This window comes from Serratia sp. 121840015-1 (genome assembly GCF_053627655.1).
Window position 1 is genome coordinate 138,745 of sequence record NZ_JBSEYF010000003.1, and the last position, 16,406, is coordinate 155,150.

General features: G+C 61.0%; 18 protein-coding genes. 9 read left to right on the forward strand and 9 right to left on the reverse strand.

Features of this window, described 5'->3' with window-relative positions:
- The first annotated feature begins 2 nt into the window (after positions 1–2).
- Complete coding sequence (gene secF, locus ACUXAC_RS16940) at positions 3–971, forward strand: protein translocase subunit SecF (RefSeq protein ID WP_019454209.1); 969 nt, start codon at positions 3–5, stop codon at positions 969–971.
- A 64-nt stretch (positions 972–1,035) separates the two neighbouring features.
- Here secF and ACUXAC_RS16945 read toward each other — a convergent pair whose 3' ends face one another.
- Complete coding sequence (locus tag ACUXAC_RS16945; protein ID WP_187322077.1) at positions 1,036–1,596, reverse strand: SadB/YajI family lipoprotein; 561 nt, start codon at positions 1,594–1,596, stop codon at positions 1,036–1,038.
- Positions 1,597–1,771: 175 nt separating this feature from the next.
- Here ACUXAC_RS16945 and nrdR point away from each other — a divergent pair, with 175 nt between their 5' ends.
- The 6 genes from nrdR to pgpA all read left to right on the forward strand — a co-directional run bounded on the left by nrdR (position 1,772) and on the right by pgpA (position 5,887).
- Entirely contained in the window at positions 1,772–2,221 is a 450-nt protein-coding gene (gene nrdR / locus ACUXAC_RS16950; RefSeq protein WP_004940387.1) for a transcriptional regulator NrdR, read from the forward strand.
- 10 nt (positions 2,222–2,231) lie between these two features.
- Complete coding sequence (ribD, locus tag ACUXAC_RS16955; protein WP_087763278.1) at positions 2,232–3,341, forward strand: bifunctional diaminohydroxyphosphoribosylaminopyrimidine deaminase/5-amino-6-(5-phosphoribosylamino)uracil reductase RibD; 1,110 nt, start codon at positions 2,232–2,234, stop codon at positions 3,339–3,341.
- A gap of 107 nt (positions 3,342–3,448) precedes the next feature.
- Positions 3,449–3,919, forward strand: a complete 471-nt coding sequence (gene ribH / locus ACUXAC_RS16960; protein WP_004940385.1) for a 6,7-dimethyl-8-ribityllumazine synthase — start codon at positions 3,449–3,451, stop codon at positions 3,917–3,919.
- 20 nt (positions 3,920–3,939) lie between these two features.
- A complete protein-coding gene (nusB, locus tag ACUXAC_RS16965) occupies positions 3,940–4,356 on the forward strand; it encodes a transcription antitermination factor NusB (protein WP_004940384.1) in 417 nt (138 codons plus the stop codon).
- A gap of 51 nt (positions 4,357–4,407) precedes the next feature.
- The gene (thiL, locus tag ACUXAC_RS16970) at positions 4,408–5,400 is read left to right on the forward strand and encodes a thiamine-phosphate kinase (RefSeq protein ID WP_060440581.1); all 993 of its coding nucleotides are present in this window, start codon (positions 4,408–4,410) and stop codon (positions 5,398–5,400) included.
- Complete coding sequence (gene pgpA / locus ACUXAC_RS16975; RefSeq protein ID WP_004940382.1) at positions 5,393–5,887, forward strand: phosphatidylglycerophosphatase A; 495 nt, start codon at positions 5,393–5,395, stop codon at positions 5,885–5,887. The genes thiL and pgpA overlap by 8 nt, the downstream gene beginning before the upstream one ends.
- Before the next feature lie 32 nt (positions 5,888–5,919).
- Here the strand turns inward: pgpA and ACUXAC_RS16980 are convergent, their stop codons facing one another.
- The 4 genes from ACUXAC_RS16980 to xseB form a co-directional block, all read right to left on the reverse strand.
- On the reverse strand, positions 5,920–6,894 hold the full coding sequence (locus ACUXAC_RS16980) for an aldo/keto reductase (protein ID WP_387443461.1): 975 nt from the start codon (positions 6,892–6,894) through the stop codon (positions 5,920–5,922).
- Between the two features lie 113 nt (positions 6,895–7,007).
- Positions 7,008–8,873, reverse strand: a complete 1,866-nt coding sequence (dxs, locus tag ACUXAC_RS16985; protein ID WP_084826751.1) for a 1-deoxy-D-xylulose-5-phosphate synthase — start codon at positions 8,871–8,873, stop codon at positions 7,008–7,010.
- 34 nt (positions 8,874–8,907) lie between these two features.
- On the reverse strand, positions 8,908–9,828 hold the full coding sequence (gene ispA, locus ACUXAC_RS16990) for a (2E,6E)-farnesyl diphosphate synthase (protein ID WP_197788179.1): 921 nt from the start codon (positions 9,826–9,828) through the stop codon (positions 8,908–8,910).
- A 5-nt stretch (positions 9,829–9,833) separates the two neighbouring features.
- A complete protein-coding gene (xseB, locus tag ACUXAC_RS16995; RefSeq protein WP_015376838.1) occupies positions 9,834–10,097 on the reverse strand; it encodes an exodeoxyribonuclease VII small subunit in 264 nt (87 codons plus the stop codon).
- Between the two features lie 160 nt (positions 10,098–10,257).
- Here xseB and thiI point away from each other — a divergent pair, with 160 nt between their 5' ends.
- Positions 10,258–11,706 carry a tRNA uracil 4-sulfurtransferase ThiI gene (thiI, locus tag ACUXAC_RS17000; protein ID WP_047728729.1) on the forward strand — a complete coding sequence of 483 codons (1,449 nt, stop codon included), beginning with the start codon at positions 10,258–10,260 and terminating at the stop codon, positions 11,704–11,706.
- 66 nt (positions 11,707–11,772) lie between these two features.
- Here thiI and yajL read toward each other — a convergent pair whose 3' ends face one another.
- Entirely contained in the window at positions 11,773–12,363 is a 591-nt protein-coding gene (yajL, locus tag ACUXAC_RS17005) for a protein deglycase YajL (RefSeq protein WP_063918839.1), read from the reverse strand.
- Entirely contained in the window at positions 12,326–13,237 is a 912-nt protein-coding gene (gene panE, locus ACUXAC_RS17010) for a 2-dehydropantoate 2-reductase (protein ID WP_089185561.1), read from the reverse strand. Before panE ends, yajL begins: the two co-directional genes overlap by 38 nt.
- Before the next feature lie 182 nt (positions 13,238–13,419).
- On the opposite strand from panE, the gene ACUXAC_RS17015 reads away from it, so the two are divergent.
- A complete protein-coding gene (locus ACUXAC_RS17015; RefSeq protein WP_025301759.1) occupies positions 13,420–13,911 on the forward strand; it encodes a YajQ family cyclic di-GMP-binding protein in 492 nt (163 codons plus the stop codon).
- Between the two features lie 34 nt (positions 13,912–13,945).
- Here ACUXAC_RS17015 and ACUXAC_RS17020 read toward each other — a convergent pair whose 3' ends face one another.
- Positions 13,946–15,310 (reverse strand): MFS transporter, encoded by a 1,365-nt coding sequence (locus tag ACUXAC_RS17020; RefSeq protein WP_060423360.1) that lies wholly within the window; start codon positions 15,308–15,310, stop codon positions 13,946–13,948.
- Positions 15,311–15,508: 198 nt separating this feature from the next.
- Positions 15,509–16,399 (reverse strand): heme o synthase, encoded by an 891-nt coding sequence (cyoE, locus tag ACUXAC_RS17025; protein ID WP_015376842.1) that lies wholly within the window; start codon positions 16,397–16,399, stop codon positions 15,509–15,511.
- Positions 16,400–16,406: the final 7 nt, after the last annotated feature.

The following is a 16,406-nucleotide window of genomic DNA, read 5'->3' on the forward strand; positions in this document are numbered from 1 at the left end:
TTGTGGCACAGGATTATACTGTTGAGCAACTCAACTACGGCCGTAAAGTCTACGACTTTATGCGCTGGGACTACGTGGCCTTCGGCATCTCGTTGGTGCTGTTGGTCGCGTCGATCGCCACCATGTCGGTGCGCGGGTTTAACTGGGGTCTGGATTTCACCGGCGGTACGGTGATTGAAATCAACCTGGAGAAACCGGCCAATCTCGACCTGATGCGCGATACGCTGGAGAAGGCCGGGTTCCAGGATCCGATCATCCAGAACTTCGGCAGCAGCCGCGACGTGATGGTGCGTATGCCACCGGCGACCGGCACCGCAGGCCAGGAACTGGGCAACAAGGTGATCGGCGTGATCAACGACTCGGTGGATAAAAATGCCACTGTGAAGCGCATCGAATTCGTCGGCCCGAGCGTGGGCAGCGAACTGGCGCAAACCGGCGGCATGGCGCTGCTGGTGGCGTTGATCTGTATCCTGATCTACGTCGGTTTCCGCTTCGAATGGCGCCTGGCGCTGGGGGCGGTTATCGCGCTGGCGCACGACGTGATCATCACGCTGGGCGTGTTGTCGCTGTTCCACATCGAGATTGACCTGACCATCGTCGCGTCCCTGATGTCGGTTATCGGTTACTCGCTGAACGACAGCATCGTGGTCTCCGACCGTATTCGTGAGAACTTCCGCAAGATCCGCCGCGGTACGCCTTACGAAATCATGAACGTGTCGTTGACCCAGACGCTGAGCCGTACGCTGATGACTTCCGGGACCACCCTGATGGTGGTGCTGATGCTGTACATCTTCGGTGGCGCGATGCTGCAAGGCTTCTCGCTGGCGATGCTGATCGGCGTGTCGATCGGTACCGTTTCCTCCATCTACGTCGCGTCCGCGCTGGCGTTGAAGCTGGGGATGAAACGCGAACACATGCTGCAGCAAAAAGTGGAAAAAGAGGGCGCAGATCAGCCTTCGATTCTGCCTTAACCGTCGCAGTATTCAGCGAAATGAGAAGGAGCGCCGATGGCGCTCCTTTTTTTTGCTTCGGGTTTCAGTGCGGCTGCACCACCGCCGGTTGGGCGGTCGAAACCAGACTGTGCAGGCGGATATAGCCCAGCTGTTCCGGCGTCAGGCCGCTGAAGCGCAGTTCGAAGTCCTGGCCGGGCTTCGGCAGCAGCGAATCGGCGCTGGCGATCGGTTGCGACAGCGCCTCGGCGGTCAACGGCCGGCCGGTGGCTTCATCCAGTGGGCCCCATTCTACCACTGCGTTGAACGGCGGCAGCGTGGCCTGCGAGAGGATGCGCACATGCAGCTGCGCCTGCGTGCCGTTGGCTTCGCTCTTGATGTGGCTCAGCGAAACGCTCAGTTCGCCGAGGCTGCTCTGCAAACGGGCGGCGCTCCGGGCTGCCGGCAGCAGGTAGACGCCGTTGTCGGAGTGCTGATTGAGCTGATTCTGCCGCTCCAGCGCGGTGGTTTGATCGGTCAGCACGCTCACTTTCTGGTTCAGCGCGGCGACCTGATGGCGCAGCTGAGGCACGGCGGCGTTGTGCGCGCAGCCCGCCAGCAACACGGCGGCGGCGAGCAGGGCGATTTTGGGGTAACAGGTTGTCATGACGGCGATTTCCTATGCTGAATCTCCTGCTATCAGCTTAGTCCGCCCGGAGGGGAAAGTCATATCGGCGCCGCTTCCTGGCCGCGTGTCGCAACAAATGGCCGCCGCCCTTTGTTGTGGCTGCACTTCGGGGTAAACTGCATTTATCTATAAAAAACGTTTATCAGGACGTGTTATGCATTGCCCTTTCTGCGCCGCCGTTGATACCAAAGTCATTGATTCCCGCCTGGTGGGGGACGGTTCGCAAGTGCGCCGTCGCCGCCAGTGTCTGGTGTGCAATGAACGCTTCACCACCTTTGAGGTGGCCGAGCTGGTGATGCCGCGAGTGATTAAAAGCGATGAGGTGCGCGAGCCGTTCAACGAAGACAAACTGCGCCGCGGCATGCTGAAAGCGCTGGAAAAGCGCCCGGTCAGCTCGGACGACGTGGAAAACGCCCTTAACCATATCAAATCCCAACTGCGCGCCACCGGCGAACGCGAAGTGCCGACCAAGTTGGTGGGCAATCTGGTGATGGACGCGCTGAAAAAGCTGGATAAGGTCGCCTATATTCGCTTCGCGTCGGTGTACCGCAGCTTCGAAGACGTGCGCGAGTTCGGCGAAGAGATTGCCCGCCTGCAAGACTAAAGGATCTTTCATGCATCACGACGAATTTTACATGGCGCGCGCCTTCGAACTGGCGCGGCTGGGGCGTTTTACCACCGCGCCCAATCCGAACGTCGGCTGCGTTATCGTGCGCGACGGCGAAATTGTCGGTGAAGGCTACCATCTGCGCGCCGGCGAGCCGCACGCGGAAGTGCACGCGCTGCGCATGGCGGGCGACAAGGCGCGCGGCGCCACCGCCTATGTTACGCTCGAGCCGTGCAGCCATCACGGCCGCACGCCGCCCTGCGCCGATGCGCTGGTGGCCGCCGGCGTGACGCGGGTGGTCGCGGCGATGCAAGATCCTAACCCGCAGGTGGCGGGGCGCGGGCTGTACAAGCTGCAGCAGGCCGGCCTCGAGGTGCGGCACGGCCTGATGCTGGCCGAGGCCGAATCGGTCAATCTGGGCTTCCTCAAGCGCATGCGCACCGGCTTCCCTTACGTGCAGCTGAAGCTGGGCGCGTCGCTGGACGGCCGCACGGCGATGGCCTCCGGCGAGAGCCAGTGGATCACCTCACCCGAAGCGCGTCAGGACGTGCAGCGCCTGCGCGCGCAGAGCGCCGCCATTCTCAGCACCAGCGCCACTGTGCTGGCGGACGATCCGTCGCTGACGGTGCGTTGGGATGAATTGGACGCCGAGACGCAGCGCCTCTATCCGCGCGACAATCTACGCCAGCCGCTGCGCATCCTGCTCGACAGCCAAAACCGCATTACCCCGCAGCACCGCGTGGTGCAGCAGCCGGGCGCCACCTGGCTGGCGCGCCTGCAGGCGGATGAACAGACCTGGCCGCAAGACGTTGAGCAGTTTATCTGCCCGGCGCACGGCGGCGGCGTCGATCTGGTGGTGATGATGATGCTGTTGGCCAAGCGCCAGGTGAATTCAATCTGGGTGGAGGCGGGCGCATCGCTGGCCGGCGCGCTGCTGCAGGCCGGCCTGGTGGATGAGCTCATTTTGTACATCGCGCCGAAACTGTTGGGCGATAATGGCCGTGGCCTGTGCCACCTGCCGGGCCTGGAGCGATTGGCCGACGCGCCGGAATTCGTCTTTAGCGACGTGCGTCAGGTCGGCCCCGATCTGCGTTTGCGCCTGCGGGCGAAACACTGAATCTCGCGCCCGCGCGCCGGTTTTACAAAAGCGCCGCGCAGGCGATGAAAGAATATGATAGAATCCGCCCCCCTGCGGGGTATTGAACCCATTTTTAAGGAAAGCCCATGAAAGTTATCGAAGGTGTTGTTGCTACTCCAAATGCCCGTGTGGCGATCGCAATTGCACGTTTTAACAATTTCATCAACGACAGCCTGCTGGAAGGCGCCATCGACGCGCTGAAACGCATTGGTCAGGTTGCTGACGACAACATCACCGTTGTCTGGGTCCCGGGCGCTTACGAGCTGCCGCTGACGGCGAGCGTATTGGCCAAAACCGGCAAATACGACGCGGTTATCGCGCTGGGCACCGTTATCCGTGGGGGCACCGCGCACTTCGAATATGTGGCGGGCGAAGCCAGCTCCGGCATCGGCAACGTTGCGATGAATGCCGAAATCCCGGTTGCTTTTGGCGTGCTGACCACCGAAAGCATCGAGCAGGCGATCGAACGCGCCGGCACCAAAGCGGGCAACAAGGGCGCTGAAGCCGCGCTGACCGCACTTGAAATGATTAATGTTATCAAAGCTATTAAAGCCTGAATTTAGTTAAGGGGAATTCCGTGAAACCTGCTGCTCGTCGCCGCGCTCGTGAGTGCGCTGTTCAAGCGCTTTACTCTTGGCAGTTGTCTAAAAACGACCTTGCCGATGTTGAACACCAGTTCCTGACGGAGCAGGATGTCAAAGATGTTGACGTCGCCTATTTTCGCGAGTTGCTGTCCGGCGCGGCAGTGAATGCAGGTATGCTGGACGAACTGATGGCGCCTTACCTGTCGCGTCAGCTCGAAGAGCTGGGCCAGGTGGAGCGCGCGGTGCTGCGCGTCGCGCTGTTTGAACTGAAAATGCGCGAGGATGTCCCTTACAAGGTGGCAATCAACGAAGCGATCGAACTGGCGAAAACCTTCGGCGCGGAAGACAGCCACAAGTTTGTGAACGGGGTGCTGGATAAAGTGGCGCCAACCCTTCGCAAGAAAAAGTAAAACTTTAAGGCCGGCATTCCCGGCCTTAATTTCTTCTAGTGGAATATCGATATGGCATGCGGCGAATTTGACCTCATTGCCCGCTATTTTGACCGGTTTAAGCGCGTGCGCCGGGATGTACAGTTGGGCATTGGAGATGACTGCGCACTGCTGGCAGTGCCGGAAAAACAGCTGGTGGCCGTCAGTACCGATACGTTGGTCGCGGGCATTCACTTCCTGCCGGACATCGATCCGGCCGATCTCGGCTATAAGGCGCTGGCGGTCAATCTGAGCGATCTGGCGGCGATGGGCGCCGATCCGGCCTGGCTTTCGCTGGCGCTGACCCTGCCGGAGGTGGACGAGCCCTGGCTGAAGGCCTTCAGCGACAGCCTGTTCGACCAGCTCAACTATTACGGCATGCAACTGATCGGCGGCGATACCACGCGCGGCCCGCTGAGCATGACGTTGACCATTCAGGGGCTGATCCCGGCCGGCCGGGCGCTGACCCGCAGCGGTGCGCGCATCGGCGACTGGATCTATGTGACCGGCACGCTGGGCGACAGCGCCGCCGGTCTGGCGATCCTGCAGGATCGCCTGGCGGTGAAGGATGCGGCGGCGCGCGATTATCTGGTCGCCCGCCATCTGCGGCCGCAGCCGCGGGTGCTGCAGGGGCAGGCGCTGCGGGATCTGGCCAGCTCGGCGATCGACATCTCCGACGGCCTGATTTCCGATCTGAAGCATATCCTGAAGGCCAGCGACTGTGGCGCGCGCATCGTGCTGGACGAGCTGCCGATGTCGCAGGCGCTGAGCGGCCACGCCGATGCCGAGCAGGCGCTGCGTTGGGCGCTGGCGGGCGGCGAAGATTATGAGCTGTGCTTCACCGTGCCGGAGATCAACCGCGGCGCGCTGGAAGTGGCGCTGAGCCACCTCGGGGCCGACTACACCTGCATCGGCCAAATTGGCCCGCTGTCTGAAGGCATCCGCTATTATCGCAACGACGAAGCGGTAGAGCTGGATTGGATTGGGTTCGATCATTTCAACGCGGAGCCGGGCACCCATGGATGAAGCCAAGCGTCGGCTGCGGATGAGCAATCCGTGGCACCTGCTGGCCACCGGGTTTGGCAGCGGTTTGTCGCCGGTGATGCCGGGCACCATGGGATCGCTGGCGGCGATCCCGTTCTGGCTGCTGCTGATCCAGCTACCGTGGCAGCTTTACTCGCTGGCGGTGATGTTCAGCATCTGCATCGGCGTCTATATTTGCCACCGCACGGCAAAAGACATGAAGGTGCACGATCACGGCAGCATCGTCTGGGACGAGTTCGTCGGCATGTGGATCACGCTGATGGCGCTGCCGGTCAACGACTGGCGCTGGGTTGCCGCCGGTTTCGTCATCTTCCGCATTCTGGATATGTGGAAACCGTGGCCGATCCGCTGGTTCGACCGCAACGTGCATGGCGGCATGGGCATCATGGTCGACGATATCATCGCCGGCGTGCTGTCCGCCGGCATCATCTACCTGATTGGGCACCACTGGCCGATCGGGCTGTTCTGACAGACGGGCGCGCTGTTTCGCGCCCGTCTCTCTTATTCAAATCCCGTCACCCGATGCGGCACGTAAGCCGTCTCCAGCTCCGCGACCTCTTGCGGCGACAAACTCAAATCGACCGCGGCGATGGCGTCGTCCAGCTGTTCGCTGCGCGAAGCGCCGACGATCGGCGTGCTGACCGCCGGTTTGTTCAGCAGCCAGGCCAGCGCGATCTGTGCGCGTGAAACGCCGCGTTCCTCGGCGAGGCTGGCGACGCGCTCGGCGATAATGGCGTCGATGCCTTCAGTTTCCTCATACAGGCTCTTGCCGAACCGGTCGGAAACCAGCCGCGCGGTGGTTTCGCCCCAGGGGCGGGTCAGGCGGCCGCGTGCCAGCGGGCTCCACGGCAGCACGGCGATGCCTTCGGCGGCGCACAGCGGATGCATTTCGCGCTCTTCTTCGCGCTGAATCAGGTTGTATTGATCCTGCATGCTGACGAAGCGCGTCCAGCCGTGCAGATCGGCGGTATACAGCGCCTTGGCGAACTGCCAGGCGTACATCGAGGAGGCGCCGATGTAACGCGCCTTACCGGCTTTCACCACGTCGTGCAGCGCTTCCAGCGTCTCTTCCAGCGGCGTTTCGTAATCCCAGCGATGGATTTGCAGCAAATCGACATAGTCGGTGCCCAGGCGCCGCAGGCTGTCGTCGATGGACTGCATGATGTTGACGCGCGATAAACCGCGCTTCAGGTTGCTCAGCGGGAAATACACCTTGGTGGCGATCACCACGTCTTCGCGGCGCGCATAGTCGCGCAGCGCCCGGCCGAGGATTTCCTCGCTGCTGCCGTCGGAATAGCTGTTGGCGGTGTCGAAAAAGTTGATGCCGGCTTCCAGCGCCTGTTTCAGCAGCGGACGGCTGCTCTCTTCCGGCAGCGTCCAGGCGTGATTGCCGCGGTTTGGTTCGCCGTAGGTCATGCAACCCAGGCAGATGCGCGAGACGTTCAGATCGGTGTTGCCCAGTTTCAGGTACTTCATGCTTGCCTCCCATTCACAGCTCAGACAGTAACTGTAGCGCGGATCTCGGCGAGAGGGGGCGGAAACAAAAACGCCCCCGAGGGCGGAGGCGTTTTGTCAGGCGCGAGTGGCGATTACTGCGCCAGCCAGGTTTCGATTTGGCGCTGAATGCCAGCAGCATCCAACCCCAGATCGGCGCGCAGTTCTTCCTGGGTGCCCTGCGAGACGAAGCTGTCCGGCAGGCCGAGGTTCAGCACCGGCACCGGACGGCGTTTGGCCATCAGCAGTTCGTTGACGCCGCTGCCGGCGCCGCCCATGATCGCGTTCTCTTCCAGCGTGACCAGCGTTTCATGGCTGGCGGCCAGTTCGAGCACCAGCTGCTCGTCCAGCGGTTTGACGAAGCGCATGTCGACCAGCGTGGCGTTGAGTGCTTCCGCCGCTTGCGCAGCCTCCGGCAGCAGGGTGCCGAAGTTGAGAATAGCGATCTTTTCCCCCTGGCGGCGCACCACGCCTTTGCCGATCGGCAGCAGGTTGAGCGGCTCCAGCGCCGCGCCGGTGCCGGTGCCGCGCGGATAGCGCACGGCGCTCGGGCCGGCATTGTAGTGATAGCCGGTATACAGCATCTGGCGGCATTCGTTCTCGTCGCTCGGCGTCATGATCACCATGGTCGGGATGCAGCGCATGAACGACAGATCGAACGCCCCCTGGTGAGTCTGGCCGTCGGCGCCGACGATGCCGCCGCGATCGATGGCGAACATCACCGGCAGGTTCTGGATCGCCACGTCGTGAATCAGCTGATCGTAGGCGCGCTGCAGGAAGGTGGAATAGATCGCCACCACCGGTTTGTAGCCGCCGATCGCCAGCCCGGCGGCGAAGGTAACCGCGTGCTGCTCGGCAATCGCCACGTCGAAATATTGCTGCGGGTAGTCGCGGGAGAACTGCACCATGCCGGAGCCTTCGCGCATGGCCGGCGTGATTGCCATCAGCGAGCTGTCTTTGGCGGCGGTTTCACACAGCCAGTCGCCGAAGATTTTCGAATAGGTCGGCAGACCGCCGGCACTTTTCGGCAGCGTACCGCTGGCAGGATCGAACTTCGGTACGGCGTGGAAGCTGATCGGATCCTTCTCCGCCGGTGCGTAACCGCGGCCTTTCTTGGTCATGATGTGCAACAGCTGCGGGCCTTTCAGATCGCGCATGTTTTTCAACGTGGCAACCAGCCCCTGCACGTCGTGCCCGTCTACCGGACCGATGTAGTTAAAGCCCAGCTCTTCGAACAGCGTGCCCGGCACCACCATGCCTTTCAGGTGCTCTTCGGTGCGTTTCACCAGCTCCTTGATCGGCGGCACGCCGGCCAGCACTTTCTTGCCGCCTTCGCGCAGGGTGGAGTAAAGCTTGCCGGACAGCAGCTGCGCCAGGTGATTGTTCAGCGCGCCGACGTTTTCCGAGATCGACATCTCATTGTCGTTCAGCACCACCAGCATGTCCGGATTGATGTCGCCCGCGTGGTTCATCGCTTCGAACGCCATGCCGGCGGTGATGGCGCCGTCGCCGATCACACACACCGTGCGGCGGCCTTTGCCTTCACGCTCTGCCGCCACCGCCATGCCGAGGCCGGCGCTGATCGAGGTCGATGAGTGGCCGACCGACAGCACGTCGTATTCGCTTTCGGCGCGCCACGGGAACGGATGCAGGCCGTTCTTTTGCCGAATGGTGGCGATACGGTCGCGGCGGCCGGTCAGAATTTTGTGCGGGTAGGCCTGGTGGCCGACGTCCCACACCAGGTGATCGAACGGCGTGTTGTAGACGAAATGCAACGCCACCGTCAGTTCGACGGTACCCAGCCCGGAGGCAAAGTGGCCGCTGGAGCGACTGACGCTGTTCAGCAGGTATTGCCGCAGCTCATCGCACAGCTTCGGCAAGCTCTCTTTGGGCAGCGAGCGGAGTTCCTCGGGGTTTTCCGCTAGCGCCAGGGTTGGGTATTTGGCTATATCAAGACTCATTCGATACTCATATCAGAGGAGTTAACGTCACACGTTAATTGTCGCGTTCAATAATGAAGCTGGCTAACGCTCGCAATGGCGCTGTGTTATAAGATTGCGCTGCCAAAGTGTCCAATGCAGCTAATGCTTCCTGATAGAGATCCCACGCTTTTGCTTTCGCGCTGTCAAGCCCGAGTAACGCCGGGTAGGTACTCTTTCCGTGTTGTTGGTCCGCTCCCTGGCGCTTGCCGATTTTCTCAGTCTCGCCGACAACGTCCAAAATGTCATCCTGCACCTGGAACGCCAGGCCGACCGCGGCGGCATAACGATCCAGCTGCGGCAGCGCCGCTCGCCCGGCTTCGCCGGCGCTCAGCGCGCCCAGGCGCACCGCCGCGCGGATCAGCGCGCCGGTTTTATGGCGATGGATCTGCTCCAACGCCTGCAGATCAACGCGCTTGCCTTCGGCTTCCAGATCCAGCGATTGGCCGCCGCACATGCCGGCTACGCCGCTGGCGGCCGCCAGTTCAGAGACCATCGCCAGCCGATCGCGCAGGGCCACGTCAGGCATTTCGGCATCGGCCAGGATCGAAAACGCCAGCGTTTGCAGCGCATCGCCGGCCAGTATCGCGTTGGCTTCGCCGAATTTAATGTGGCAGGTCGGCTGGCCGCGGCGCAGATCGTCGTCGTCCATCGCCGGCAGATCGTCGTGGATCAGCGAGTAGGCGTGAATGCATTCCACCGCTGCCGCCGGCGCGTCCAGGTTAGCCAGCGACACGCCGAACATCTGGCCGGTGGTGTACACCAGGAACGGGCGCAGGCGCTTGCCGCCCAGTAAGGCGCCGTGACGCATCGCCGCCACCATGTTGCCATCGTTGAACGGCAGCGGGGCGATGAAGTCCAGCAGCGCGCGATCGGCGCGCTGGCGGAAAATCTGCAGTTGATCGGCAAAAGCGGCCGATGGGGCGATCTCAGACATGTCGGTTACTCGGCATCCGGTGTGAAAGGCGCCAGCGCCGCATCGTCGGCGCTGTCGTTAAGAAGTATCTGCACACGCTGTTCCGCCTGTTGCAGTTTCTGCTGGCCCTGACGCGCCAGCTGTACACCGCGTTCGAACTCGTTTAGCGCGTCTTCCAGCGGCAGTTCGCCTGACTCCAGGCGCGTCACGATGCTTTCCAGCTCGCCGAGGGCGCTTTCAAAGCTGGCAGTTTGCTCTGTACTGGCTGATTGTGCTGGTTTTTTCGGCATAATTTTCTTTTTACGTCATCATGTGAACCGTGGCGCCAGAGCCTATCCTAGCGGATCTTGATTAGCAAATCATGGCGCTCATGTGTGGTTTTGTGCGCAGAGCACGGCGATATGGTGATATACTCCGCGCCGTAATTCTTATCTGACAACAAAGACCGCCATGAAGTTTATCATTAAATTGTTCCCGGAAATCACCATCAAGAGCCAATCTGTGCGCTTGCGCTTTATCAAGATTCTCTCGACCAATATTCGCAACGTCCTGAAGCAGTATGATGAAACGCTGGCGGTCGTCCGTCACTGGGATCATATCGAAGTTCGCGCCAAAGATGAAAACCAGCGGCCGATCATTGCTGACGCCCTGACGCGTATTCCCGGTATCCACCATATTCTGGAAGTGGAAGATCGCGCTTATACCGATATCCACCACATCTTTGAGCAGACGCTGGAAGCCTACCGCGCCCAGCTGGAAGGCAAAACCTTCTGCGTGCGCGTCAAGCGCCGCGGCAAGCAGGCGTTCAACTCGCAGGACGTGGAGCGCTACGTCGGCGGCGGCCTGAACCAACACATCGAAAGCGCGCGCGTTAACCTGACCCGCCCGCAGGTCACGGTAAACCTGGAGATCGAAGACGACAAGCTGATGTTGGTCAAACGCCGCCTCGAAGGCATCGGCGGTTACCCGGTCGGCACTCAGGAAGACGTAATGTCGCTGATTTCCGGCGGTTTCGACTCGGGCGTGTCCAGCTACATGCTGATGCGCCGCGGCTGCCGCGTGCACTTCTGCTTCTTCAACCTGGGCGGCGCCGCGCACGAGATCGGCGTGAAGCAGGTGGCGCACTACCTGTGGAATCGCTTCGCCAGCTCGCACAAGGTGCGCTTCGTTGCCATCGACTTCGAGCCGGTGGTCGGTGAGATCCTGGAGAAGGTCGACGACGGCCAGATGGGCGTGGTGCTCAAGCGCATGATGGTCCGCGCTGCTTCGCAAGTGGCCGAACGCTACGGCGTGCAGGCGCTGGTGACCGGAGAGGCGCTGGGGCAGGTCTCCAGCCAGACGCTGACCAACCTGCGTTTGATCGACAATGCGTCCGATACCCTGATCCTGCGTCCGCTGATCTCGCACGATAAAGAGCACATCATCAAACTGGCGCGCGAAATCGGCACCGAAGACTTCGCCAAAACCATGCCGGAATACTGCGGTGTGATTTCGAAGAGCCCGACGGTGAAAGCGATCAAGGCCAAGATCGAAGAGGAAGAGAGCCACTTCGATTTCAGCATTCTCGACCGGGTGGTGAGCGAAGCGAAGAACGTCGATATTCGCTCTATCGCCGAGCAGGCGCAGGAGCAGGTCACCGAGGTGGAAACCGTCGCGGCCTTCGGCGCCGACGAGGTGATCCTGGATATCCGCTCCAACGACGAGCAGGAAGAGAAGCCGCTGCAGCTGGAACAGGTTGAAGTGAAAGCGCTACCGTTCTACAAGCTGAGCACCCAGTTTGGCGATCTGGATCAGAGCAAAACCTATCTGCTGTATTGCGAGCGCGGCGTGATGAGCCGCCTGCAGGCGCTGTACCTGCTGGAGCAAGGCTTCAGCAACGTGAAGGTTTATCGCCCGTAACGCACGCAGCGGCATAAACGACAAGGGCTGAACCGGTGTTCAGCCCTTTTTTTATCGGCAAGCCGCTCAGTCGCGAAAATCGTACATCCCCGGGATCAGCACCAGCTGCGCGGCGATCTCCGCCGCTTTGGCCTTGCCGAGCAGCAGGTCTATCAGCTTCAGCGCGAACTCCATCGCGGTGCCCGGCCCCTGGCTGGTGAGCAGGTTGACGCGGGCGTCGTACACCACGCGGCGCTCCATCCATTTATCCGCCGGGATCTGGTCTTTCAGGCCAGGGAAGCCGGTCATGTTGCCGACCGGGAACAGATCGTGGTGCTGCAGCACCAGCGCCGGTGCCGCGCAGATGGCGGCGACGATGTTGCCCTGCAGATGCATCTGCCGCACCTTTTCTACCAGCAGCGGGCTGTCGCGGAAGCATTCTGCGCCTTTCAGGCCGCCGGGCAGCACGATGGCGTCGAACGGCTCATCGACGATCGCCACCAGCGGCGCGTCGGCCAGCAGTTTGACGCCGCGCGAACAGACGATAGTCAGCTCGCCGTCGCCGGCAACGCTGGCGGTAGTGACTTTTACGCCCGCCCGCACCAGCAGATCGATGGCAGTGACGGCTTCGGTTTCTTCGCTACCAGGTGCCAGGCAGACCAGCGCCGATACGCTCATATTCATTTTCCTTTCGTTTAATCAGTTCAAACAGCCGCGCATTCTCCGGCAGCGTGAGGCCGTGGCTGCGCGCGCGGCGCAGCAGATAGCCGGTGATGTAGTCGATCTCGGTGTGCCGCTGGTTGCGGATGTCCTGCAGCATCGACGAAACGTTGTCGGCGGTGCTATGGATCACGTCCATCACGTATTGCATCAGGCCTTCGCAGGAGGTGTGGTAGCCCTCCATCGCCATCACGCTGGCGACTTCACGGCACAGCGTTTCGATCTGTTCCGGGTAGCGCTGCAGATCGCCGTTACGGCAGCCGTACAGCGCCGTCAGCGGGTTGATCACGCAGTTGACCGCCAGCTTGCGCCAGTTGGCCGAGGCGATGTTGTTGTGCCAGGCAACGTCGGGCAGCGCCTGATGCAGCACTTCCGCCAGGTGGCTGAGGTGCTGGGCGGCCGGCGAGGTCGGGCCGATGTGGGTGATGCCGGTGGCGACGTGGATAATGGTGCTGCCTTCGTGGCGCGCGGCGTGGGTGGTGGTGCCCTGCAGGATCGGCTGGCCGTTCGGCGGTAGCTCCTCTTGGGTGCCCATGCCGTTGTGCAGCAGCAAAATGGCGCACTGGGGGTTCAGCTTCGGCAGCAGTGCGCTGACCGCGCTGGACACCTGCCAGGCTTTCAGCGTCACCAGCAGCAGCTCGCTTTGCGCAAGGTGCTCTGGATCGTTAGTGGGCAAGTTGCGATTAAACGAGACGCCTTCCGGCTCTATCACGTTCACCGCGCAAAAAGGCTGCGGCACTCTTAGCCATCCCTGTACATCGTGGCCCTGCTGATACAGCCGGGAGAGCCACAGTTGTCCGAGCGCGCCGCAACCAAGAATGGTTATTTTCATTCAGTCTCCTTGGAAACACGGGAATACCGCTCAATTACCGTGAATTAACTATAGGCTTTATGGCAGCCCGAAGCGCTATCCCTGCGTGCGTTCAGCAGATTTTGTCTGAGGCGGCAAAGCGGTTATCATGCTCGGCATCAAAATCGCCTAAGCTATTAGGCACTCATTCAGGAGGAAGAAGTATGCCATCTTTCGACATCGTTTCCGAAATTGATATGCAGGAAGTGCGTAACGCCGTTGAGAACGCCACCCGCGATCTCGGCACCCGCTGGGATTTTCGCAACGTGCCGGCCAGCTTTGAGCTAAACGAGAAAGACCAAAGCATCAAGGTTGCCACCGAGTCTGATTTCCAGGTGCAGCAGCTGCTCGATATTCTGCGCGAAAAGCTGAGCAAGCGCAGCATCGACGGCGCCGCGCTGGAGATCCCGGAAGAGTTTACCCACAGCGGTAAAACCTACAGCGTGGAAGCCAAGCTGAAGCAGGGGATTGAAACCTCTGTGGCGAAGAAAATCGTCAAGCTGATCAAAGACAGCAAGCTGAAGGTGCAGGCGCAGATCCAGGGCGAAGAAGTGCGGGTGACCGGTAAGTCACGCGACGATTTGCAGAGCGTGATGGCGCTGGTGCGCGGCGGCGATCTGGGGCAGCCGTTCCAGTTCAAGAACTTCCGCGATTAATCTCTACGGGGCCGGCATTGCCGGCCCTGATTCTTTACAGCGAATTGACCAGCGCTTCCAGCTGACCGCGATTGGTCTGCTTGGTATCCACCTTGACGTAGGCGCTGCGCTCTTCCGGCACTACGATCGCCTCGGCCACGCCGGGCTGCGCCTTCAGGCGGCTTTCCAGCGCCGAATCTTTCACCGCCAGTTCCGACAGCGTAATGCGCAGGCTGCTGACATACGGCGGTTCTTTCATGGTGCTGCTGACCAGGAACCAGAGCGCGGCTAGTACGGCGCCGGCGATAAACACCAAGCCCGCCCCCTGCAAACCGTACAGCCAGCCGCCGAGGCTGCCGCCGATCGCCACGCCGATAAACTGGCTGGTGGAGTAGACCCCCATCGCGGTGCCCTTGTAGCCGGCCGGTGACTCTTTGCTGATCAGCGAAGGCAGAATGGCTTCCATCACGTTGAAGGCCATGAAGAACAGCTGCACGCCGGCGATGATGCCCCACAGGTGCGCGCCGGAGAGCCACAGCAGCACTTCGGCGCAGAACAGCACCGCCACGCAGCCCATAAAGACCTGCTTCATGCGGCGATATTTTTCGGCATAGATGATGAAAGGCACCACGGCGGCGAACGATACCAGCATGGTGACCAGGTAGACGATCCAGTGCTCGCTGGCCGCCAGCCCGGCTTTTTCCATCGCCAGCGGCAGCGCCACGAAGCTCGACATCAGCAGGATATGCAGGCACATGATGCCGAAGTTGAGCTTCAGCAGGCGCGAGTTGCTCAGCACTTTGCGGAAGCTGCCGCGCACGATGCTGGACTCGCGGTTCAGCAGGTGAGTGTCGGCGGAAGGCACTACCGCCAGGGTGATGACAATGCCGGCCAGCGCCAGTACGGCGATCATCCAGAACAGCGCATGCAGGCCGAAGGCGTGGGTGATGATAGGGCCCAATACCATGGCGATGGCAAAGGTGATGCCGAAGCTGACGCCGATAAACGCCATCGCCTTGGTGCGGTTCTGCTCGCGGGTCAGATCGGAGAGCAGCGCCATGACCGCGGCGGCGATCGCGCCGGAGCCTTGCAGCGCGCGGCCGAGGATCACGCCCCAGATCGAATCGGTCGCGGCGGCGATCACGCTGCCGAGGGCAAAGATCAGCAGGCCGCCGACGATCAGCGGCTTGCGGCCGATGCGATCGGACACCAGGCCGAACGGGATTTGAAACACCGCCTGCGCCAGGCCGTAGATGCCGATGGCGATGCCGATCAGCGCTTCGCTGGCGCCGTTGAGCGCCATGCCGTAGGTGGTCAGCACCGGCAGTACCATAAACATGCCGAGCATGCGCAGGGAGAATACGGTGCCCAATCCCCAGGTGGCGCGGCGCTCCTGCGGGGTCATTGAATTATCGTTCACATCAAACCTCGGTAAAAACCATGCCATCAGACGTTGAAACAGCGCCTGATGGCATGACTTCTGTAAAGCTGCGTCATTTTAGTGTGCAGGGCAGGGGGGGTAAATCGAATGTTGTTTAACAGATATTACAGTTCGGCCGCTTTTCGGCGTGACAAATAAAATGGGCCGCAAAAGCGGCCCATTCACAGATGATTTGGCTTACCAAACGTAGGTCACCAGCGCTTCAGGCGCCGCCGTGGCGCTGAAGTCGATCGACATCATCACGCTCAGCGAGGTGATGGCGACGATGGAGAACACGAACAGTTTACGCGCCCAGACGCTGTCGTTTTCGGTCTTGTAACCGCGCAGCGCCATGCCGAGCCACCATACGCTCACCGCCGCAGCGACGATCAGGTACTTGTAGCCGGCATAACCTACCAAGGTCAGCATCAGCGTGGCGATCATAAACGCCAGGATGTAGACCGTGATGTGGTTCTTGGCGACGGAAATGCCTTTCACCACCGGCAGGACCGGAATGTTGGCCGCCTGGTAATCTTTAAAGCGGAAGATAGCGATCGCATAAGAATGCGGCATCTGCCACAGGCTAAAGATAGCCAGCAGGATCAACGCGCCGGCGTCGAACTCGTTGGTCACCGCGCAATAGCCGATAACCGGCGGCGCGGCGCCCGACAGGCTGCCGATCAGCGTGCCGTAGACCGAGTGGCGTTTCATGTACAGGCTGTAAACGCCGACATAAACCACGAAGCCCATCACCGCCAGCCACATGGCCAGCGGGTTGGCCGCGATATACAGCAACGCGAAGCCCGCAATACCCAACACGGTCGCATAAACCAGGGTGACACTCGGCGCGATCAGGCCTTTTACCAGCACCCGATTCTTCGTTCTCTCCATTTTCTTGTCGATGTCGCGGTCGATGTAGTTGTTAAACACACAGCCCGACGCGACCACCAACGAGACACCCACCAGGGTGGCGAGAAACAGGGGATAGTCGATGCTCCCTTTGGAAGCGAGCAGGAATCCCCCAACGACAGAAATTAAATTGCCGAAAATAATTCCTGGTTTAGTGACTTGCAGGTATTGCTTAATCATCACGTGC